Genomic DNA, 19,960 nt, shown 5'->3' with positions numbered 1-19,960 from the left:
GATCGACGACGGCCCCGGCGCACGAAAGAGAGGGGGCGGCACCCCAGTGCGGGGGGTGCCGCCCCCTCGCGTGTTCCTCCGGCCCGGTCGCTCAGCCGGTCAGAACCCGCCGTCCGTGTTCACCGGCCCCGTCTGGAAGACCCCCGAGCAGGTCTTCCACGGTGCCGGGACCAGGGTCGCGGTGCGGGACGCCGGCGGGTAGACCCGGAGGTAGGCGCCGGTGCGTTCGCAGGGGCCGCCGACCGGGCCGTTGGTCGTGCGCAGGACCGCCGAGGCGGAGTGGCCGGGGGCGAGGGTGACGGTGCCGTAGCTCCGGCCGCTGTGCTTCGCCGCCGGGCCGACGCGGTGGTGGGCGCCGTCCACGGCGCTCACGCCCGGGTAGCCGCGCAGGGCGCACTTGGTGGTGCTCGTGTTGGTGAACCGGACCGGCCAGTACAGGGATCCGGCCGCGCCCTCCTTGGCGCCCATGGACAGGTACAGGTCGCTCACCGCGCAGGTCCGTATGGCGGTCGTGGTCCGGGCCGCCGCCGGTGTCGCGCTCCAGGCGGCCCCGGCGGCCGTGACGCCCAGCAGCGCGGCGGCCAGCGCGGTCACCGGGCCGCGCCCGCCGAGGGCCCGGGGGAGTCCCGCACGGCGCGGACGGGGGTCCGGGGTCGTCGGATTCGGCTTCTGATACATGGCACATCCTCCTTCTTCGGGGCGAAGGGGTGCATGAAGGTCACTGTGTTGGATGCGCCCCGGAGCGGAAAAGTTGTGCACCGGCACCGGGACACGGAATACGGGTGCCCACGGGACGGCGAACGCCGACACACGGCCGCAACGCGTCTTTCGTAATCGCCGCGCATGGTTGATCGTTGGGCCGTGCATCGATGACGGATGTCAGGGGGCACACGATGACGATCAGCCGCAGGACACTGCTGGCCGCGGGCGCGGGAGCGGGACTGCTCACGGCGTGCGGATCGAACACCGGGCGCGGGGGCGGCGGCTCCGGGCCCCGGCTTTCCCAGTGGTACCACCAGTACGGCGAGACGGGCACCGAACAGGCCGTCCAGCGCTACGCCGCCGCCTTCAAGAAGGCCGAGGTCTCGGTGCAGTGGCGGCCGGGCGACTACGACCAGCAGACCGCCGCCGCCCTGCTCACCGACTCCGGGCCCGACGTCTTCGAGGTCAACGGGCCCACCCTCGACCAGATCCGGGGCGGCCAGGTCCTCGATCTCACCGACCTGCTGGCGGGGGTGAGGGACGACTTCAACCCGGCCGTCCTCGCCCCGAAGACCCACGAGGGGAGGATCTACGGCATCCCCCAGGTCGTCGACACGCAACTGCTCTACTACCGCAAGAGCCTGCTGCGCGACGCCGGCGTGGAGCCGCCCACCACCCTGGACGCCCTGGTCGAGGCCGCCCGGAAACTCACCGACCGCAGGACCAAGGGCCTCTTCCTCGGCAACGACGGAGGCGCCGGGGTACTGGGCGGGACGCCCTTGTACGCGGCCGGATTCCCCCTCGTCACCGACGACGGACGGGTCGGCTTCGACGACCCCGCGGCCGCCCGCACCCTCGGCAAGCTGCACCGGCTCTACGCCGACGGGTCCCTGCTCCTCGGCGCGCCCGCCGACTGGTCCGACCCGTCCGCCTTCCTCCAGGGGCTCACCGCGATGCAGTGGTCCGGGCTGTGGGCGCTGCCCCGGGTGCGCGAGGAACTCGGGGACGACTTCGGGGTGCTGCCCTTCCCGGCGGACGGCACCCGCGGCCGGCCCGCCGTGCCCGTGGGGGCCTACGGCGCCGCCGTCAGCGCCCGCAGCCGGCACAAGGAACTGGCCAAGGAGTACGTGCGGTGGCTCTGGGTCCGGCGGACGGACTACCAGAAGGACTTCGCGCTCTCCTACGGCTTCCACATCCCCGCCCGGCGCTCCCTCGCCGCCGAGGCCGCGGCGCTGCGCGAGGGCCCGGCCGCCGACGCCGTACGGTTCACCACCGACCACGGCTACGCCCAGCCGCTGCTGTGGACCCCGGCCGGGCGGACCGCCTACCAGGACGCGCTCAGCCGGATCGTCAAGGGCGGGGCGGACCCGGAGCGTGAACTGCGGGCGGTCGTGCGGAAGGTGACGGAGGAGATCAGCAGGGTGCGCACGTGAGGCGCAACAGAACCCTGTGGTTCTGGGTGTTCGTCGGGCCGTTCGCGCTCGGGCTCGCGCTGTTCACCTACGTGCCGCTGCTGTGGAGCGTGGCCCTGAGCTTCTTCGACGCGCACAACACCGTCACGCCCACGCGCTTCACCGGGCTCGACAACTACACGGCCATGCTGCGGGACGCGGCGTTCCGCGACAGCCTGAGGACCTTCCTCCTCTTCACCGCCTTCATCGTGCCCGTCACCTACGCGTTCTCCCTGGCCCTCGCCCTGATGGTCAACCGGGTGCGCCGGGCGCGGGCGTTCTTCCGGTCCGTGTTCTTCCTGCCGGCCGCGTGCAGCTATGTGGTGGCCGCGCTGGTCTGGAAGATGTCGATCTTCAGCGGGGTGCGGTTCGGGCTGGCGAACACCGTGCTGGGCTGGTTCGGCGGCGACTCCGTCGCCTGGCTGTCCACCACCGACCCGCCCTGGTACTGGCTGGTCATCGTGACCGTACGGCTGTGGCTGCAGGCCGGGTTCTACATGATCCTGTTCCTCGCCGGGCTCCAGCGGATCGACCCGGCGCTGTACGAGGCGGCGGCCGTGGACGGGGCCCGGCCCGGCTGGACGGTGCTGCGGCACATCACCCTGCCCCAGCTGCGGGGCACCTCGGTCGCGGTGGTGCTGCTGCTCGTGGTGGGCGCCTTCCAGGCCTTCGACGAGTTCTACAACCTGCTGTCCGACGCCCGGGGCTACCCGCCGTACGCCCGGCCGCCCCTGGTCTACCTCTACTACACCGCGCTCGGCCAGGGGCAGGACCTGGGCCTCGGCAGCGCGGGGGCGGTGATCCTCGCGCTGGTCATCGCGGTCGTCACGGTGGCACAGGGGCGCTGGCTGCGACTGGGAAGGACGGACGGCGATGGATGACGCCCTGGTGCGGGCCGGGCGGGCGCTGCGGCTGGCGCTGCTGATCGCGCTCGCGCTGCTCTTCCTGGTCCCCTTCTACCTGCTGGTGCGCAACGGGCTGGCCGACGAGCGGGACATCACCTCCCCGGAGTGGACCTTCTTCCCCGCCGAGGTGAGATGGGGCAACGTCCGGGAGCTGTTCGAGGACCCGTCGGTGCCGTTCGCCCGGTCGCTGCTCAACTCCGCGCTGATCGCGGTCGCCACCACCCTCGGCACCCTGCTGCTCGCCTCCCTGGCCGGCTACGGCCTGGCCCGCATCCCCTACCGGCACGCGAACAAGGTGTTCTACGGCATCCTGGGCACCCTGCTGGTCCCGGCGGCCGTCACCTTCGTGCCCGGCTTCGTGCTGGTGTCGTCGCTGGGCTGGATCTCCACGCTGCGCGGGCTGATCGTGCCGACCCTGTTCTCCGCGTTCGCCTGCTTCGTCTTCCGGCAGTACTTCCTCGGCTTCCCCCGGGAGCTGGAGGACGCGGCCCAGGTGGACGGGCTCGGGTACTGGCGGACGTACTGGCGGGTCGTCGTGCCCAACAGCCGGCCGGTGTTCGCGGCCGTGGGGACGATCGTGTTCCTCGGCGCGTGGAACTCCTTCCTGTGGCCGCTGGTGATCGGGCAGGACCGCGACGCCTGGACGGTGCAGGTGGCGCTGTCCTCGTTCACCACCGCGCAGGTCGTCCGGCTGCACGAGCTGTTCGTCGCGGCGGCCGTGTCGATCCTGCCGCTGCTGCTGGTGTTCCTGTGCTTCCAGCGGTGGATCGTGGCCGGGGTGGAGCGCTCCGGGATCGACTGACCGGCGGGGCGGGCCCGCTCGGGCCGGGGCCGACGGCGTCGACGCGCACGCCGTCGGCGGCCCGGGCGTCAGGACGGCCGGCGGGTGCGCACCCCGTACACCGGGATCCGCACCGCCTCGTCGTCCAGGCAGGCGCCGGTGACCAGGTCGAAGCGCTGCTTGAGCAGGGGGGAGGCGACGAAGGGGCGGCCCTGGTGGGTGCCGGTCAGGCCGCGGGAGAGGACGGCCGCCCCGGTGAACGGGTCGCGGTTGTCCACGGCGTACAGCCGGCCGGCGCGGTCCCGGAAGAGCGCCGCCTGGCGGCCGTCGGGCAGCAGGGCGGCCACCCCGCGGCCGGGGACCAGCGTGCTCAGGTCGCAGACCGTGAACCAGTCGTCCGCAAGATGGAGCTGCACCTTCAGGTCGGTCGTCTCAACTGCCAGGGTCATCGCTGGGCGCTTCCTTCCAGGACGTCGTCGGCGGGCCGCAGCCCGATGTTCAGCAGCGGCAGGTCGGGCTTGATCTGGTCGCGCTCGGGGACGAAGGAGACCACCGGGTCGGGGGTGTCCGGCGCGTTCACGAAGGACACGAACCGGGCCAGCTTCTCGGGGTCGCCCACGGTCTCGGCCCACTCGTCCCGGTAGTGCGCCACGTGCTCGCGCATCAGCCGCTCCAGCTCGTCGCAGATGCCGAGCGAGTCGTGCACCACCACGTCCCGTACGTGGTCCAGGCCGCCGGGGATGCGCTCCAGCCAGGTGGAGGTGCGCTCCAGCCGGTCGGCGGTGCGGATGTAGAACATCAGGAACCGGTCGATCAGCCGGACCAGTTCGGCGTCCGACAGGTCCTGGGCGAGCAGGTCGGCGTGGCGCGGGGTGGCGCCGCCGTTGCCGCCGACGTACAGGTTCCAGCCGTTCGCGGTGGCGATCACCCCGAAGTCCTTCGACTGGGCCTCCGCGCACTCGCGCTGGCAGCCGGAGACCGCCGACTTCAGCTTGTGCGGGGACCTCAGGCCCCGGTAGCGCAGCTCCAGGTCGATCGCCATCCGGACCGAGTCCTGCACGCCGTAGCGGCACCAGGTGGAGCCCACGCAGGACTTCACCGTGCGCAGCGCCTTGCCGTAGGCGTGCCCCGACTCGAAGCCGGCGTCCACCAGCCGGGCCCAGATCAGCGGCAGCTGCTCCACCCGGGCGCCGAACATGTCGATCCGCTGACCACCGGTGATCTTCGTGTAGAGGCCGAAGTCCCGGGCGATCTCGCCGATCACGATCAGCTTCTCGGGCGCGATCTCCCCGCCGGGGATGCGCGGCACCACCGAGTACGAGCCGTTCTTCTGGAGGTTGGCGAGGAAGTGGTCGTTGGTGTCCTGGAGCGCGGCCTGCTCGCCGTCCAGGACGTAGCCGCTCGCGCCGATGGCGGGGGCGAGGGAGGCGATGATCGAGCCGACCGCCGGCTTGCACACCTCGCAGCCCTCCCCGCCCCGGGCCTCCTCACGGCCGTGGCGGTCCAGCAGCTCCTGGTACGACGCGATGCGCAGCGCGAGGACGATCTCGTACAGCTCCTCCCGGGTCTGGGAGAAGCAGCCGCACAGCCCCTTGTCGACCTCGACGCCGGACGCCTCCAGCTCGGCGGTGACCAGCTGGTCCAGCACCTTCACGCAACTGCCGCAGCCGGTCCCCGCCTTGGTGCACTTCTTCACCTCGGGCACGGTCGCGCAGCGGTGCTCGGTGACGGCGCCGCGGATCGTGCCCTTGCTGACGTTGTGGCAGGAGCAGACGATCGCGTCGTCCGGCAGGGCGGAGGGGCCCAGCCGTGGTCCCGAGCCGGCTCCGGCGGGCAGGACGAGCGACTCGGGGGAGACGGGCGGCACCGAGCCGGTGAGCGCGCGCAGAGTGCCGTACGCCTCCGCGTCACCGACCAGGATGCCGCCGAGCAGGGTGCCGTCCGCGCCGATGACCAGCTTCTTGTACAGGCCGGCGCGCGAGTCGGAGTAGACGACGTCCAGGCAGTCCTCGGTGGTGCCGTGCGCGTCGCCGAAGGAGGCGACGTCCACGCCGAGCAGCTTCAGCTTGGTGGACAGGTCGGCGCCGGTGAAGGACGCCTCGTCGTCGGCGATGGTCGCGGCGGCCGTCTCGGCCTGCTCGTAGCCCGGCGCCACCAGGCCGTACACCCGGCCGTCGGCGGCCAGCGCGCACTCGCCGATGGCGAAGACGTGCGGGTCGGACACGGTCCGGCACCGCTCGTCCACCGCGATGCCGCCGCGCTCGCCGACCGTCAGGCCCGCGTCCCGGGCCAGCTGGTCGCGGGGGCGGACGCCGGCGCTGAACACCACCATGTCGGCGGCGAGTTCGGAGCCGTCGGACAGCTTCATGCCGGTGACGGCCCCCGCGGAGTCGGTCACGATCTCCTGGGTGCCCACGCCGGTGTGGACCGTCAGGCCCATCCGCTCGATGGTCCGCAGCAGGGCCGCGCCGCCGCCCTCGTCCACCTGCACCGGCATCAGGCGCGGCGCGAACTCCACGATGTGCGCGTCCAGTCCGAGCCCCTTGAGCGCGCCGGCGGCCTCCAGGCCGAGCAGCCCGCCGCCGACCACGGCACCGGTCCTCGCCCGGGACTTCGCGTACTCCTCGATGGCGAGCAGGTCCTCGATGGTCCGGTAGACGAAGCAGCCGGTGGCGTCCTTGTTCGGCACCGGCGGCACGAACGGGTAGGAACCGGTGGCCAGGACGAGGACGTCGTAGTCCACGACCAGGCCCGAGCGGGCGGTCACCCTCCGCGCCGCGCGGTCGACCGCCCGGGCCGGATCGCCGAGGTGCAGCTCGATGCCGTGGTCCTTGATGAACTCCATGTCGGTGAGGGAGAGGTCCTCGGGGGTCTTCCCCGAGAAGTACGAGGTGAGCTGCACGCGGTCGTACGCCGGACGCGGCTCCTCGCACAGCACGACCACGCGGTGCGTGGCGGTCAGGCCGCGCTCGGCCAGCGCCTCCAGGAAGCGCTGGCCGACCATGCCGTGGCCGACGAGCACGATCGTGGGGGTGGCCCCCGGGGTGGCGGTCATCAGGAGCCTCCATCGTTGGTGAGCAGGTGCAGCAGGGGCCCGTCGCCGGGGAGCGGCTCCGCTCCCTCCCAGGCGCGGGCGAGCGCGCCCACGGTCCCGAGTTCGCCGACGAGAACCCCGCCGACCAGGCGGTCGTCGCGGACGACGACCTTGCGGTAGGTGCCCCGGGTGGCGTCGGCGAGCCGCACGACGTCGTCGCCGGGGCGCGCCTCGGTCTCGCCGAACGCGGCGAGGTCCAGGGGGGAGCCGGGACCGGTCAGGGTCAGCCGGGTCAGGGAACGGGTCCCGCGATAGCGGGCGGCGGTGTCGCCCGCGAGCAGTCCGGCGAGCGCGTCGGCCTGTTCGAGGGCCGGCTCGGCGAGGCCGTAGACCGTGCCGTCGTGCTGGGCGCAGTCGCCGATGGCGTGGATGAGCGGGTCGGAGGTGCGCAGCTCGTCGTCCACGAGGACGCCCTTGCCGACGGCGAGACCGGCCCGCTCGGCGAGCGTGGTACGGGGCCGGACCCCGCAGGCGAGGACCACGAGGTCGGCGTCGAGGTCGTAGCCGTCGGCCAGCTCCACCGAGCGGATGGCGCCGGCCACGCAGCGCACGTCCCGCACCCGGCACTCGGTGTGCACCTCCACCCCCAGGCCGGTGAGGTGGCGCAGCACCAGCCGGGAGGCGTCCGGGTCGAGCTGGCGCTCCATCAGCCGCTCGGCCTGCTGGGCGAGGACCACCTGGGCGCCGCGCACGGCCAGCGCGCGGGCCGCGGAGACGCCGAGCAGGCCGCCGCCGATGACGACCGCGCGCACCCCCGGCCGGACCCCCTCGGCCAGGCCCAGGCAGTCGTCGAGGGTGCGGAAGGCGTGGACGCCCTCGGGGAGCCGGCGCTCGGGCGGGAACAGGCCGCGCAGCGGGGGCAGCACCGGGTTGGAGCCGGTGGCCAGGACCAGCGTGTCGTAGGCGATCGACATGCCGTCGGCGCAGGAGACGGTGCGGGCGGTCCGGTCGATGCCGGTGACGCGGGTGCGCAGCAGGCCGGCGGGCGGCGGGAGGGTGATCACCTCCGGGCCGTACCGGCCGGCCAGCACCTCGGCGAGGAGCACCCGGTTGTACGGCGCGTGCTCCTCGTCGCCGACGAGCAGCACGGGCGTGCCGAGCTCACCGAGCCGCCGGGCGAGCCGTACGCCCGCGAGGCCGGCGCCGATCACCACCACACGCGTATTCGAGGTCATGTCCCCGAGCGTGCGGTCCGGACGTTACCCGGTGGCATCACCTCTGTTTCCCGGGAGGAACGCTGCCCTCAGCGGGACGGGGTGGGGGGTGTGAGGGGGCGGGGGCGGTTCGGGGGTCAGCGGGTGCCCAGCAGCTCCACCAGGCCCGTGGTGTCCTCGGTGCCGTGCCCGCCGGCCAGGCGGCGGTGCATGAGGTCGAAGAAGGGGGTGATCAGTTCCGGGCTCACCCCCTGTTCCTCCGCCGTGCGCAGCAGGGTGCCGGTGCCCGCGACCTGCATCGCGAGGTTGGAGACGACCTCGGACGTGTAGTCGCCGGACGCCAGCCGTTCGGCCATGCCGTGGGTCTGGCCGGCCATCGCGGTCAGCCAGGACACGAGCAGCGGGGCGAACTCCCCGGGCGCCACGTCCGTGCCCCGCAGCAGCGCGAAGGCGTGCGTGATCCCCGCGAACATGCCGTACATGCCGCTCAGCAGCGCCACGTCGTGCAGCGCGGCGAGCCCGGGGTCGGCGCCGACGTACTCGGTGCCGGCCGGGACGGCGAGGGTGCCCCGGTGCTCCTCGAACAGCTCCCGGTCACCGCTGTAGAACACGAAGGCGCCGGGCGCGCCGATCATCGGCGGTACGGCCATGATGCCGCCGTCCAGCAGCCGGGCGCCGCGCTCGGCGGCCCAGGCCGCGCGGGCGCGGGCGTCGGCGGGGGTGCCGGTGGTGAGGTTCACCAGGTCCCGGCCGGTCAGGTCGGCATCCTCCAGGGCGGCGCCCACCGAGGCGTCGTCGAGCAGACAGGCCACGACGAGCCGGTTCGCGGCCACCGCCTCCGCCGCGCTGCCGGCGGCCACCGCGCCCTCGGCGGTCAGCGCGGCCGTCCGCCGCGGTGTGCGGTTCCAGACGGTCAGGGGGTGCCCGGCGGCGAGCCAGGCCCGGCCGAGCGCGGTGCCCATGGCGCCGGTGCCGAGCAGGGTGAGGGAGGTACGGGGGCCGGAGGAAGGGGAGTTGTCGTGCATGGCGACTAGGCTTCCCGGGGGAGCCGCCGCGCAGAAGTACGTACTTCCAAGTGGGTGGTTACCGGCGGGGAAGCGTGCGGGTCGGAAGGGGGAGGACCATGCCGGTGGGACGGCGGCCGGGGGCGTACGTCTGCGGCACGGACGCGGCGATGGACATCATCGACGGCAAGTGGAAGGTGTCGATCCTGTGGGCGCTGGGGGAGGGCACCCGCCGGTTCGGCGAGCTGCGGCGGCTGCTGCCGGGTGTCACGGAGAAGGTGCTCGCCGCGCAGCTGCGCGAGCTGGAGGCCGACGGCATCGTGTTCCGCGAGGACTACGCCGAGGTGCCGCCGCGCGTCGAGTACTCGCTGACCGAGATCGGCGACCAGCTGAACGAGGCGCTGGCGCCGCTCGGGGTGTGGGGGAAGAAGCACGTGCTGGGCGGGGAACGGGCGGCGGGCTGACGGCCCGCGGCGCGGTCAGCGGCTCCCCGTCAGGTGCGCGAACACCACGACGTTGCCCTGGTAGCCGGTGGTCTTCGAGTAGCCGCCGCCGCAGGTGATGACGCGGAGTTCGGGGCGCGGGGCGGCGCCGTACACCTTGTCGTCGGGGAAGTCGCGGGCCGCGTACACCTCCACCGCGTCCACGGTGAACAGCGCCGCGGTGCCGTCCCGGCGGTCCACCTCGATCCGGGCGCCGCGCCTGAGCGCGCCGAGGCGGTAGAAGACGGCGGGGCCGTCGGCGTTGTCCACGTGGCCGGCGACGATCGCGGTGCCCGTCTCCCCGGGCGTGGTCCCGGCCTCGTACCAGCCGGCCAGGTTCCGTTGCTCCGGGGGCGGGGCGTCCAGGCTGCCGGAGGGGGTGAGGGCGAGGCCGGTCAGGGGCGCGTCGACGCCGATCGCGGGGACGCGGATGCGCAGCGGCGGGGAGGGGGCGAGGGCGGGGGCAGCGCGCCGCGCGCCGCCGGTCTCGGCCCGGCCCTCGGCGGCCGCCGGCTGCGGCGGCGTCCCGGGGCCGGTGCCGCCCAGCAGCCACACGCCCGAGCCGAGGGCCACGAGCGTGACGGCGGCTATGACGGCGTCCCCGGCCCGGGCCCGCCGGCCGCGCCGGACCCGTGGGCCGCCGGGGTGCCCGGCGCTTGCCCCGCCGTTTCGGCGCATGTGAAACCCCTCTCCCGGGGGCGGGCCCCCGTCAGGTGCCCCGAGGTGCCCTCCCCCTCCGGGCCGCGAGGGGCGTCGGACCCGGAGGGGGCGGGTTGTGCGGTACCGGTGGACGGACAGCGGAGGGTGTCCGTCAGATCCCGTCGCCTCTCGCCCGGCGATGCAGGAGCCAAGTACCGCCCGCGGCGGCGACGGCCAGTGCCGCCACACCCGCCGTGGTCTGCACGGGGTCGGGGCCCAGTCCGCCGCCGACCCCCGTCTTCACGCTTCCCCGCGGCCGCATCTGCGCGTGCGCCGCGCCGAGGGCCACCACCAGGTCGCCCGCCGCCTGCCGGTCCCCCTCGGCGCACCGGGCGACGATCTCGTACGTCCCCGGCTGCGCGCTCGGCGGCACCCGGAACCGGCCGGTCGCCTGGCTGTCCTCGGTGCCGGGCGCCAGCGGGAAGGTGCCGGCGCCGAGCGCCCCCGCGTCCCCGGTCCCGGCGCCCGGGGAGCCGCACGCGGCCGTGTGCACGGTGACCTGGTCGCCGGGCGTCACGGTGGCCGGCCGGACGTCCAGCCGGCCGGCCGGCACCTCCGCCGCCGGTTCCGTGGCCGCCACGGCGTGGACGGGTGCCGTGGCGGCCACGGCGAGCGCGGTACCGGCCAGGAGACGGGCAGTGCGTCGCATGGTGCTCCCCAGAGCGTTGTCCGACTCGTCCAGGGGTGCGCCCCTGCCCTACCGAGATAAATGGCTCGGCGGCCGGACCGCTTCCTGAGGGAGCGTCAGGAATGCGGCGAACGGGTGGCGGCCCGTCACCCGCACGGGCCGGCCCGTGGGACGTTCGGGCAGGTCGCGGGCGGGTCCGGGGCGGCCGTGAGGGAGAAGTATGAAAAGCACACGAATGGAGCGGTGGGACCGGCGAACGGGTGACGGGACGTCAGCGCGGCCTCCGGTGGGCACACCGGGGCCGGTGCCCGGCCGGGCACCGGCCCCGGGGCGTGCGGCGGGGGTCAGCCGACGTTGACCGCGCTCCAGGCCGCCGCCACGGCGTTGTACTCCGCGCCGCCGGCGCCGTAGAGGTCCTTCGCCGCGTTCAGGGTCGCCGTGCGGGCGCCCTTGTAGTTCGTCGAGGACGTCATGTAGACCGTCAGCGCCCGGTACCAGATCTTGCCGACCTTGTCCCGGCCGATGCCGGTGACCGTGGAGCCGTTGGAGGTCGGCGAGTCGTAGTCGACGCCGTTGACGGTCTTCGCGCCGCTGCCCTCGGCGAGCAGGTAGGCGAAGTGGTTGGCGACACCGGAGGAGTAGTGGACGTCGAGGTTGCCGACCGACGAGCTCCAGTAGTCCGCCGAACTGCCGTCCCGGGAGGGCCTGTCCATGAAGCGCAGGGCCGCCTTGCCGAAGCCGGGCTTCACGATCTTCTCGCCGATGAGGTAGTCGCCGGCGTCGGAGGGGTTGCCCGCGTACCACTCCACCATCGTGCCGAGGATGTCGGAGGTGGCCTCGTTCAGCCCGCCCGACTCGCCCGAGTAGGTCAGCGCGGCCGTCTTCGAGGTCACGCCGTGGGACATCTCGTGCCCGGCCACGTCGAGGGCGACCAGCGGCCCGAAGGTGGTCCCGTCACCGTCGCCGTACGTCATGCAGAAGCAACTGTCGTCCCAGAAGGCGTTGTTGTAGTTGCTGCCGTAGTGGACGCGGTTGTACGAGCCCTTGCCGTCCCCGGCGATGCCGTTGCGGCCGTGGACGTTCTTGTAGTAGTCCCAGGTCTCGTCGGTGCCGTACTGGGCGTCGACGGCGGCCGAGGCGCGGTCCGCCGCGGCGCCCGTCCCCCAGTGGTTGTCCGCGTCCGAGAACAGGGTGGCGGGCGCCCGGCTGAGGCAGATGCCGAAGATGCACAGGTCGGTCTTGTTCTCCGCGTCCCCGGTGTAGGTGTTGCCCCGGGTCGGGTCCTTGAGCTGGTACGACGACCCGGACGGGGTGGTCTCCAGCGGCACGGTCCCGCTGTAGAGGGAGGCGCCGTCGCCGGTCGCGGTCTCCAGGCTGTCCCAGGCGTCGATCCGCGCGCCGCTGCGGGCGTCGGTCAGCACGGTGCGGGCGGCGGGGTTGCCGCGCGGGTCCAGGCCGACGGCGGTGGTGCGCCAGGCCAGTCTGGGGGTGCCGTGCAGGGCGTCGACCACCAGCTCCGGCCTGGCCTTGGCCCGCTTCAGCGGCGTGCCGCGGTGGGCCGCGCGCAGGGCGTCCACCGCGAGTCCGGCGGCCTCGGGGGCGGGGAGCGCCGGTGTGACGGTGGGCACGGAGACGGTCCGCCGGGTGGCGCGGTCGGCGCCCCGGTAGGCGCCGTCCGGGGCCAGGTGGACGACGAAGTCGCCGCCGAGGACCGGGAGGTGGCGGTAGGTGCGGTCGTAGCGGACGTGCTGCGTGCCGTCCCGGTCCACGATCACGTCCCGGACGCTGGTGTCCTGGGGCGCGGCGAGGCCCAGGGCGGAGGCGTGGGCCAGGAGCGCGGAGGCCGCGTTCTCGATCGCGGTGGCCCGGGTCGGTCCGCCGCCGGCGTGGGCGGCGGGGGAGAGGCCGACGGCCAGCAGGGTCGCGGTGGCGGCGGCGACACCGGCGGTGAGCGTGCGGCGGGTTCCTCGGACGTGCTGCCGTGTCCGGCTCATCTGTCTCCTCGGGAAGGCGCCCGTCAGGCGTGGGGGTGGCGCTGATGTCCCAGAGATTTAAGTGGGCATGACATGTCATGTCCATAGAGCTGCCGAGGAGTCTTGTGGATCTTCGAGGAGAGGTGTGGCGGGCGGAGGGGGGTACGGAGCCGTTTCCGTGGGGCCGCGCCCGCCACCGCCTCAGCCGAGCAGGACGGCCCCCTCGGGCACGTCGATGCCGAACTCCTCCACCGCCACCCGTCGCGCCTCGGCCTCCCCGGTCAGCGCGCGCTCGGTGACCGTGCCGTCGGCGCCGGTCTCGGTGAACAGGGCGCCGTCCAGGGAGAGGTGGCGTCCGTCGGGCAGGGTCCGCTGGAGGTAGGGGCGGTGGGTGAACGGGGAGCGCGGGTGGGTGCCGACGAACCAGTTGAACACCTCCAGGTCCGGTGCGGTGAACGGCTCCTGGGTGAACGCGTACTGGCCGGTCCACCGCCCGGTCCGCCGGTCCCGCGCCTGCAACTCCCACAGCTCCAGCGGCCCCTCGTGGGGCAGCGGGACCAGCCGGTGCCGGCGTCCGGCGCCCTCGTACTCGGTGCCGGCCTCCAGCGGCACCGGCAGCAGCAGCGCGCCGACCGCGCCGAAGCCGACGTCCGCCAGGTACGGCCGCGGCTCGTCCGCCACCTCCACCCGGAGCATCGTGTGCGTACGCGGCCGGCTCTCCGGGTTCTGCGCGCCCACCGTCACCCGGCCGGCCAGCGGGGTCACCCGGAACCCGAGCGCCTCCAGCGCCAGCCGGAGCAGGGTGTTGTGCTCGTAGCAGTAGCCGCCGCGCCGGCCGCGCACCAGCTTGGCCATGAGGGCGGCGGGGTCCAGGGAGGGGGCCGAACCCCGCACCGGGTCCAGGTTCTCGAAGGGCAGCGCCAGCGAATGCGCCAGGTGCACGCCCCGCAAGGTGGCCGGATCTGCCCGCCGTTCGCCCTTGAAGCCGATGCGGTCCAGATAGGCGTCGAGGTCGTACTGCTCCATGTCGGACATACCCCGAACCTACGCGAGCCCGCCCGCCCCCGCCGCGTCCCCGGGACCGAACCGCGCTCCGTCCACGGCCCTACGACCGCCGTACGACCTCCACCCGCACCGCGCACGACTTGAACTCCGGCATCCGGGACGTGGGGTCCAGGGCCGGGTTGGTGAGGGTGTTGGCGCGGCCCTCGCCCGGCCAGTGGAACGGCATGAAGACGGTGTCCGGGCGGATCGTGTCGGTGATCCGGGCCGGCGCCACGGCCCGGCCGCGCCGCGAGACCACGGCGAGCGGGTCGCCGTCGGCCGCGCCCAGCCGGGCCGCGAGCCGGGGGTGCAGCTCCACGAACGGCCCCGGGGCCGCCGCGTTCAGCTCCGCCACGCGCCGGGTCTGCGCCCCCGACTGGTACTGGGACACCACCCGGCCGGTGGTCAGCAGCAGCGGGTACTCGGCGTCCGGCTCCTCGGCGGTCGCCCGGTGCGCCACGGCCACGAACCGGGCCCGGCCGTCCGGGGTGGCGAACCGGTCGAGGAAGAGGCGGGGGGTACCGGGGTGCTGCCCGGCGCGACGCGGGTGCCGCGCCCCGCCCCCGGAACGGACGCCCCCCACCGGACCACCGGCCGGGACGCCCGGTGCGGGGCCGTCGGACGGTGCGTCCGGCGCCGGGTCGCTGGGCGGGGTGTTCGGGGCCGGGGCGTTGGACGGTGCGTCCGGTGCCGGGTCGCGGGGCAGGGTGTTCGCCGTCGGGTCGTCGGGCAGGGCGTTCGATGCGGGGTCGTCGGACGGTGCGTCCGGTGTCGGGTCGCTGGGCGGGGTGTTCGGGGCCGGGGCGTTGGACGGTGCGTCCGGTGCCGGGTCGCGGGGCAGGGTGTTCGCCGTCGGGTCGCCGGGCAGGGTGTTCGAGGCGGGGTCGTCGGACGGTGCGTCCGGTGTCGGGCCGCAGGGCGGGGTGTTCGGGGCCGGGGTGTTGGACGGTGCGTCCGATGCCGGGTCGCGGGGCAGGGCGTTCGCCGCCGGGTCGCCGGGCAGGGTGTTCGCCGTCGGGTCGTCGGGCAGGGTGTTCGAGGCGGGGTCGTCGGACGGTGCGTCCGGTGCCGGGTCGCCGGGCAGGGTGTTCGGGGCCGGGTCGCCGGGCAGGGCCTCTGCCGTCGGGTCGCCGGGCAGGGGGGACGGGGGCGTGTCCGCACCGGCTGGCCGGGTGGGCCGAGCCGTGGCCGCCTCGTCGGGAAGGGCCGCCGGGGCCGGGTCCCCGCCCCCGGCCCGCGCGCCCTCGCCCGGTTCCTCCGGGCACGGCCAGAAGACGCCGTTCTCCTCGGTCAGGCGGCGGTAGGTGATGCCCGAGTAGTCCGCCGGGCCGCCCGCGCTGGCGCGGCGCAGTTCGCCGAAGACCTCCTCCGGGTCGGTCGGGAAGCCCTTCTCCACGCCGAGCCGGCCGGCCAGCTCGTGCAGGACGTACAGGTCGCTGTGGACGCCCGGCGGCGGGGCGACCGCCCGGCGGCGCAGCAGCACCCGGCCCTCCAGGCTGGTCGTCGTGCCCGTCTCCTCCGCCCACTGCGTCACCGGCAGCACCACGTCCGCCAGCTCCGCCGTCTCCGACAGCACCACGTCGGCCACCGCCAGGAAGTCCAGCGAGCGCAGCCGCTCCTCGACGTGCGCCGCGCGCGGGGCCGACACCACCGGGTTGGAGCCCATCAGCAGCAGCGCCCGTACGTCCGTGCCGAGCGCGTCCAGCAGCTCGTACGCGCTGCGCCCGGGGCCCGGCAGGCTGTCCGGGTCCACGCCCCACACCCCGGCCACGTGCCGCCGCGCCGCCGGGTCGTCCAGCTTGCGGTAGCCGGGCAACTGGTCGGCCTTCTGGCCGTGTTCGCGCCCGCCCTGCCCGTTGCCCTGCCCGGTCAGGCAGCCGTACCCGGACAGCGGGCGCCCCGCCCGGCCGGTCGCCAGGCACAGGTTGATCCACGCGCCCACCGTGTCCGTGCCCTTGGACTGCTGCTCCGGCCCGCGCGCGGTGAGCACCATCGCCGCCTCGGGCTCGCAGAACATCCGCACCGCCTCCCGCAGCCGCGGCACCGGCACCCCGGTGATCCGCTCCACGTTCTCGGGCCAGTGCGCCATCGCCGCGGCCCGGGCCTCCTCCCAGCCCGTGGTCCGCTCCCGGACGTACTCCTCGTCCGTCCGTCCCTCGGCCACCACCAGGTGCAGCAGGCCGAGCGCCAGCGCGAGATCGGTGCCGGGCCGGGGCGCCAGGTGCAGGTCGGCCTGTTCGGCGGTCTTCGTCCGGCGCGGGTCCACGACGATCAGCGTGCCGCCGTTCTCCCGCAGCTCGGAGAAGAACCGCAGCGACGGCGGCATCGTCTCGGCCAGGTTGGAGCCGACGAGGATCACGCACCCCGTGCGCGGGATGTCCTCCAGCGGGAACGGCAGCCCCCGGTCCAGGCCGAACGCCCTCGTGCCCGCCGCCGCGGCCGACGACATGCAGAACCGGCCGTTGTAGTCGATCTGCGAGGTGCCGAGCACCACCCGCGCGAACTTGCCCAGCGCGTACGCCTTCTCGTTGGTCAGCCCGCCCCCGCCGAACACCCCGACCGCGTCCGCGCCGTACCGCTCCCGGGTCGCCGCGAGCCGCCCGGCGATCCGGTCCAGCGCCTCGGGCCAGTCCGCCGCCACCAGCCGGCCGCCCTCCCGCACCAGCGGGGTGGTCAGCCGTACCGCCGGGGACAGCACCTCGGCCGCCGTACGGCCCTTGCCGCACAGCGCGCCCCGGTTGACCGGGAAGTCCGGGCGTTCGGTGACCTCGACGCCCCCCCGGGGCAGGGGCGTGATGTTCATCCCGCACTGCAAGGCGCAGTACGGGCAGTGGGTGGGCGTCGAGGTGTTCTCCATGCCGCCAGCGTGCGACCGGCGTGTTACGCCCCCGGGCCGTCTCCGGTTACACCCCCGGCACGGCGACCTCCCCGCGCCGCCCGGCCCGCCGTGAGGGAGGACGCCACCGCCCGGCCCGCCGTGGGGAAGGACGCCACCGCCCGGCCCGCCGTGGGGAAGGGCGTCACCGCCCGGTGGCCAGCGCCCGCGCCACCCCCGGCTCACGGGGCCCGAGGAACCGCGGATCCGGCCGGAACACCGCGTCCAGCGCCGCCTTGCCCGCCGCGAACAGCTCCCGCGTCCCGCCGTAGTACCAGGTCACGTCGTGCGCGGCGGGCACCCCGACGCCGTACGAGTCCACCCCCGCCGCCTCGCACAGCGCCACCGCGCGCCGGATGTGGAAGTCCTGGCTGATCAGCACCGCCCGCTCCACCCCGAAGATCCGCCTGGCCCGCACGCAGGAGTCCCACGTGTCGAACCCGGCGTAGTCGCCGACGATCCGCCCGTCCGGCACCCCGTGCCGTACGAGGTAGGCGCGCATGGCGTCGGGCTCGTCGTAGTCCTCGCGGCTGTTGTCCCCGGTGACCAGGACGACCTCGACGCGCCCCGCCCGGTACAGCGCCGCCGCCGCGTCCAGCCGGTGCGCGAGGTACGGCGACGGCCTGCCCTGCCACAGCCCCGCCCCGAACACCACCGCGACCTCGGCGCGCGGCACGTCCGCCGTGGTGCGCAGCCGGTCCGCCGTGGACAGGCGCAGCCAGGTCGCCGGCAGCAGCGCCAGCACACACCCGGCCGTCACGGCCCACAGCAGCCGCCGCTGCCCGGCCCGGGTACGCGGCCATCGCGGCCGGCGGATCCTCATACGGCCTCCCCCTGATCGTCCCGACCATGGAGGACGCCGGCGGCGCCGTTCCGGTTCGCCTCACGCCCCGCCGCCGGCCGTGGTGAGGGCATCGAAAACGCCCGTGACGGCCCGGCAACGGGGGCGCAACCTCCGGGGGCCAGGATCCTGCCATGACGGCGTCGATCCCCTCCCGCACCCGGCCGGCCGCCCCGCTCGGCCACCGCCGCCCGGCACCGCCCGCCCTGGTCCTGGTCGCCCACGGCAGCCGCGACCCGCGGGCGCTCACCACCGTGCGGTCCCTCATGGCACGGGTCCGCGCGCTGCGCCCCGGCCTGCCGGTCCACCTGGGCCACATCGAGCTGAACGAGCCGCTGCTGCCCGACACCCTCGCGGCGCTCGGCGACACCCGCGCCGTCCTCGTCCCGCTGCTCCTCGGCCGGGGCCACCACGTCAAGCGAGACATCCCGGAGATGGCCGCGACGGCCCGCGGCGACGTCCGCACGGCCGGGCCGCTCGGCCCGCACCCGCTGCTCGCCGAGGCCCTGCACGCCCGCCTGACCGAGGCCGGCTGGCCGGCCGCCCCGGACGGGACCGAGCGCCGCACGACCGCGGTCGTCCTCGCGGCGGCGGGCTCCCGCGACCCGGACTCGGCCGGCGACACCCGCCGCACGGCCCGCCTCCTGGCCGCCCGCCTCGGCGTCCCGGTGATCCCCGCGTACGCCTCGGCGGCGAGCCCGGCGGTCCCGACGGCACTGCGCGCCCTGGCGGCCCGCGGCCGGCACCGGGTGGCGGTCGCCTCCTGCTTCACGGCCCCGGGCCGCTTCGCGACCCAGTGCGCCGCCCGGGCCCCGTGGATCGCCTCGGCCCCCCTGGGCGCACACGAGGCGATGGCCCGCCTGGTCCTGCACCGCTACGACCAGGGCGTCGCCGTGCCGTGGGCGTCGGCGGCCTGAGGGACCCGCGACCGCCCGGTACGAGGACCGGACGGGCGATCAGGCTTACTGTCGACCCATGGAAGGCACCGCACCCCTCACCGCGTACGACCCCTCGTCAGCCGAACGCTGGGTCCCCGAACCCGACAAGCGCCCGGGCCGCACCGCCTTCCAGCGCGACCGCGCCCGCATCCTCCACTCGGCCGCCCTGCGCCGCCTGGCCGGCAAGACGCAGGTGGTGACCCCGGGCACCACGAACCGGATGTGGGACGCCAGCCCGCGCACCCGCCTCACCCACTCCCTCGAATGCGCCCAGGTGGGCCGGGAACTGGGCGCGGCCCTCGGCTGCGACCCGGACCTGGTGGAGGCGGCCTGCCTCGCCCACGACCTCGGTCATCCGCCCTTCGGCCACAACGGCGAGACCGCCCTGAACGAGTTCGCCGACGACTGCGGCGGTTTCGAGGGCAACGCGCAGTCCCTCAGGCTCCTCACCCGCATCGAGCCGAAACGGTTCACCGAGGACCGTTCCGTCGGGCTCAACCTCACCCGCGCCACCCTGGACGCCGCCACCAAGTACCCCTGGCCGCGCGGCGGGCACCCCACCGCGCCCGACTCGCCCAAGTTCGGCGTGTACGACGACGACCGCGCGGTGTTCGACTGGGTCCGGGCCCACGCCCCCGGCACCCGCACCTGCTTCGAGGCGCAGGTCATGGACTGGTCGGACGACGTGGCCTACTCGGTGCACGACGTCGAGGACGGACTGCACGCCGGTCACATCGACCCCAACTGCCTGCAGGCGGAGCCGGAACGGCAGGAGGTGTTCGAGGTGGCCGTCGGCCGCTACGTCCCCGCCGGCACCGACCCGGCCGAACTCGCCGCCGCGCTGGACCGCCTCCAGGACGAGGAGTGGTGGCCGCACGGCTACGACGGCACGGCCACCGCCCAGGCCCGGCTGAAGGACGCCACCAGCCAGCTCATCGGCCGGTTCTGCCTGGCCGCCGAGACCGCCACGCGCGCCGCCCACGGCGGGGGACCGCTCACCCGGTACGCCGCCCGGCTCGTCGTGCCCCGCGCGACCCGGATGGAGTGCGCGGTGCTCAAGGCGGTCGCGGACCGGTACGTGATGCAGCGCGCCGAGCAGGAGCGGCTGCGCGCCGACCAGCGGGTGATCGTCGCCGAGCTGGCCGGGGCGCTGACCGCCCGCGCCCCCGACGGACTGGACCCCCAGTTCCGCGCGCTGTTCGACGCCGCGGACGACGACCGGGCGCGCAAGCGGGTGATCGTCGACCAGATCGCCTCCCTCACCGACGGCTCCGCGCTGTCGCTGCACGCGAGACTGACGGGACGCGCGTGACGGGAACGTGACCCTCCGTGGCCTGATCGGGTCACACCCTCTTCCCGCATCACGCTCCGTGCGGGAGGCTCCCCTGT

17 protein-coding genes are annotated in these 19,960 nt (G+C 74.8%); 6 read left to right on the top strand and 11 right to left on the bottom strand.

Annotated features, from left to right (window positions below; genetic code table 11):
• Nucleotides 1-99 precede the first annotated feature (99 nt).
• Complete coding sequence (locus ACZ63H_RS02085; protein WP_469861222.1) at nucleotides 100-678, bottom strand: DUF4232 domain-containing protein; 579 nt, start codon at nucleotides 676-678, stop codon at nucleotides 100-102.
• Nucleotides 679-893: 215 nt separating this feature from the next.
• Between ACZ63H_RS02085 and ACZ63H_RS02080 the strand changes: the two genes are divergently transcribed.
• The 3 genes from ACZ63H_RS02080 to ACZ63H_RS02070 are packed head-to-tail and all read left to right on the top strand — an operon-like array spanning nucleotide 894 to nucleotide 3,860.
• Entirely contained in the window at nucleotides 894-2,135 is a 1,242-nt protein-coding gene (locus tag ACZ63H_RS02080; RefSeq protein ID WP_469861378.1) for an ABC transporter substrate-binding protein, read from the top strand.
• A complete protein-coding gene (locus ACZ63H_RS02075; RefSeq protein ID WP_469861220.1) occupies nucleotides 2,132-3,034 on the top strand; it encodes a carbohydrate ABC transporter permease in 903 nt (300 codons plus the stop codon). Before ACZ63H_RS02080 ends, ACZ63H_RS02075 begins: the two co-directional genes overlap by 4 nt.
• Nucleotides 3,027-3,860: a carbohydrate ABC transporter permease gene (locus ACZ63H_RS02070; RefSeq protein WP_469861218.1), complete on the top strand. Its 834-nt coding sequence runs from the start codon at nucleotides 3,027-3,029 to the stop codon at nucleotides 3,858-3,860. Before ACZ63H_RS02075 ends, ACZ63H_RS02070 begins: the two co-directional genes overlap by 8 nt.
• 68 nt (nucleotides 3,861-3,928) lie before the next feature.
• Here ACZ63H_RS02070 and nirD read toward each other — a convergent pair whose 3' ends face one another.
• The 4 genes from nirD to ACZ63H_RS02050 form a co-directional block, all read right to left on the bottom strand.
• Entirely contained in the window at nucleotides 3,929-4,288 is a 360-nt protein-coding gene (nirD, locus tag ACZ63H_RS02065; RefSeq protein ID WP_469861216.1) for a nitrite reductase small subunit NirD, read from the bottom strand.
• On the bottom strand, nucleotides 4,285-6,894 hold the full coding sequence (gene nirB / locus ACZ63H_RS02060; RefSeq protein ID WP_469861214.1) for a nitrite reductase large subunit NirB: 2,610 nt from the start codon (nucleotides 6,892-6,894) through the stop codon (nucleotides 4,285-4,287). Before nirB ends, nirD begins: the two co-directional genes overlap by 4 nt.
• Entirely contained in the window at nucleotides 6,894-8,108 is a 1,215-nt protein-coding gene (locus tag ACZ63H_RS02055) for an NAD(P)/FAD-dependent oxidoreductase (RefSeq protein ID WP_469861212.1), read from the bottom strand. The genes nirB and ACZ63H_RS02055 overlap by 1 nt, the downstream gene beginning before the upstream one ends.
• 116 nt (nucleotides 8,109-8,224) lie before the next feature.
• Nucleotides 8,225-9,112, bottom strand: coding sequence for an NAD(P)-dependent oxidoreductase (locus ACZ63H_RS02050; protein ID WP_469861210.1), 888 nt, complete (start codon nucleotides 9,110-9,112; stop codon nucleotides 8,225-8,227).
• A 98-nt stretch (nucleotides 9,113-9,210) separates the two neighbouring features.
• Between ACZ63H_RS02050 and ACZ63H_RS02045 the strand changes: the two genes are divergently transcribed.
• Entirely contained in the window at nucleotides 9,211-9,555 is a 345-nt protein-coding gene (locus ACZ63H_RS02045) for a winged helix-turn-helix transcriptional regulator (protein WP_469861208.1), read from the top strand.
• 15 nt (nucleotides 9,556-9,570) lie between these two features.
• Here ACZ63H_RS02045 and ACZ63H_RS02040 read toward each other — a convergent pair whose 3' ends face one another.
• The 6 genes from ACZ63H_RS02040 to ACZ63H_RS02015 form a co-directional block, all read right to left on the bottom strand.
• The gene (locus tag ACZ63H_RS02040) at nucleotides 9,571-10,251 is read right to left on the bottom strand and encodes a class F sortase (RefSeq protein ID WP_469861206.1); all 681 of its coding nucleotides are present in this window, start codon (nucleotides 10,249-10,251) and stop codon (nucleotides 9,571-9,573) included.
• Nucleotides 10,252-10,384: 133 nt separating this feature from the next.
• Nucleotides 10,385-10,921: a hypothetical protein gene (locus tag ACZ63H_RS02035; protein WP_469861204.1), complete on the bottom strand. Its 537-nt coding sequence runs from the start codon at nucleotides 10,919-10,921 to the stop codon at nucleotides 10,385-10,387.
• A gap of 323 nt (nucleotides 10,922-11,244) precedes the next feature.
• Nucleotides 11,245-12,894: a M4 family metallopeptidase gene (locus ACZ63H_RS02030; protein ID WP_469861202.1), complete on the bottom strand. Its 1,650-nt coding sequence runs from the start codon at nucleotides 12,892-12,894 to the stop codon at nucleotides 11,245-11,247.
• A 180-nt stretch (nucleotides 12,895-13,074) separates the two neighbouring features.
• Nucleotides 13,075-13,908, bottom strand: coding sequence for an arylamine N-acetyltransferase family protein (locus tag ACZ63H_RS02025; protein ID WP_469861200.1), 834 nt, complete (start codon nucleotides 13,906-13,908; stop codon nucleotides 13,075-13,077).
• 70 nt (nucleotides 13,909-13,978) lie between these two features.
• Nucleotides 13,979-16,774: a molybdopterin oxidoreductase family protein gene (locus ACZ63H_RS02020; protein WP_469861198.1), complete on the bottom strand. Its 2,796-nt coding sequence runs from the start codon at nucleotides 16,772-16,774 to the stop codon at nucleotides 13,979-13,981.
• Nucleotides 16,775-16,937: 163 nt separating this feature from the next.
• Nucleotides 16,938-17,615 (bottom strand): SanA/YdcF family protein, encoded by a 678-nt coding sequence (locus tag ACZ63H_RS02015; protein ID WP_469861196.1) that lies wholly within the window; start codon nucleotides 17,613-17,615, stop codon nucleotides 16,938-16,940.
• 152 nt (nucleotides 17,616-17,767) lie between these two features.
• On the opposite strand from ACZ63H_RS02015, the gene ACZ63H_RS02010 reads away from it, so the two are divergent.
• Nucleotides 17,768-18,550, top strand: coding sequence for a sirohydrochlorin chelatase (locus ACZ63H_RS02010; protein ID WP_469861194.1), 783 nt, complete (start codon nucleotides 17,768-17,770; stop codon nucleotides 18,548-18,550).
• 58 nt (nucleotides 18,551-18,608) lie between these two features.
• Nucleotides 18,609-19,883, top strand: a complete 1,275-nt coding sequence (locus ACZ63H_RS02005; RefSeq protein WP_469861193.1) for a deoxyguanosinetriphosphate triphosphohydrolase — start codon at nucleotides 18,609-18,611, stop codon at nucleotides 19,881-19,883.
• Nucleotides 19,884-19,960 lie beyond the last annotated feature (77 nt).

The sequence above is a fragment of the Streptomyces sp. NPDC104831 genome, from assembly GCF_055583025.1.
This window is presented reverse-complemented; position numbering and strand designations above follow the sequence as displayed.

What these genes read in the sequence shown, in the direction of transcription:
- ACZ63H_RS02010 (WP_469861194.1), top strand. Translation starts at nt 17,768, where the DNA reads ATGACGGCGTCGATCCCCTCCCGCACCCGGCCGGCCGCCCCGCTCGGC.
- ACZ63H_RS02070 (WP_469861218.1), top strand. Translation starts at nt 3,027, where the DNA reads ATGGATGACGCCCTGGTGCGGGCCGGGCGGGCGCTGCGGCTGGCGCTG.
- ACZ63H_RS02030 (WP_469861202.1), bottom strand. Translation starts at nt 12,894, where the DNA reads ATGAGCCGGACACGGCAGCACGTCCGAGGAACCCGCCGCACGCTCACC.
- ACZ63H_RS02080 (WP_469861378.1), top strand. Translation starts at nt 894, where the DNA reads ATGACGATCAGCCGCAGGACACTGCTGGCCGCGGGCGCGGGAGCGGGA.
- ACZ63H_RS02050 (WP_469861210.1), bottom strand. Translation starts at nt 9,112, where the DNA reads ATGCACGACAACTCCCCTTCCTCCGGCCCCCGTACCTCCCTCACCCTG.
- nirB (WP_469861214.1), bottom strand. Translation starts at nt 6,894, where the DNA reads ATGACCGCCACCCCGGGGGCCACCCCCACGATCGTGCTCGTCGGCCAC.
- ACZ63H_RS02040 (WP_469861206.1), bottom strand. Translation starts at nt 10,251, where the DNA reads ATGCGCCGAAACGGCGGGGCAAGCGCCGGGCACCCCGGCGGCCCACGG.
- ACZ63H_RS02020 (WP_469861198.1), bottom strand. Translation starts at nt 16,774, where the DNA reads ATGGAGAACACCTCGACGCCCACCCACTGCCCGTACTGCGCCTTGCAG.
- ACZ63H_RS02045 (WP_469861208.1), top strand. Translation starts at nt 9,211, where the DNA reads ATGCCGGTGGGACGGCGGCCGGGGGCGTACGTCTGCGGCACGGACGCG.
- ACZ63H_RS02035 (WP_469861204.1), bottom strand. Translation starts at nt 10,921, where the DNA reads ATGCGACGCACTGCCCGTCTCCTGGCCGGTACCGCGCTCGCCGTGGCC.
- ACZ63H_RS02085 (WP_469861222.1), bottom strand. Translation starts at nt 678, where the DNA reads ATGTATCAGAAGCCGAATCCGACGACCCCGGACCCCCGTCCGCGCCGT.
- ACZ63H_RS02055 (WP_469861212.1), bottom strand. Translation starts at nt 8,108, where the DNA reads ATGACCTCGAATACGCGTGTGGTGGTGATCGGCGCCGGCCTCGCGGGC.
- nirD (WP_469861216.1), bottom strand. Translation starts at nt 4,288, where the DNA reads ATGACCCTGGCAGTTGAGACGACCGACCTGAAGGTGCAGCTCCATCTT.
- ACZ63H_RS02015 (WP_469861196.1), bottom strand. Translation starts at nt 17,615, where the DNA reads ATGAGGATCCGCCGGCCGCGATGGCCGCGTACCCGGGCCGGGCAGCGG.
- ACZ63H_RS02005 (WP_469861193.1), top strand. Translation starts at nt 18,609, where the DNA reads ATGGAAGGCACCGCACCCCTCACCGCGTACGACCCCTCGTCAGCCGAA.
- ACZ63H_RS02025 (WP_469861200.1), bottom strand. Translation starts at nt 13,908, where the DNA reads ATGTCCGACATGGAGCAGTACGACCTCGACGCCTATCTGGACCGCATC.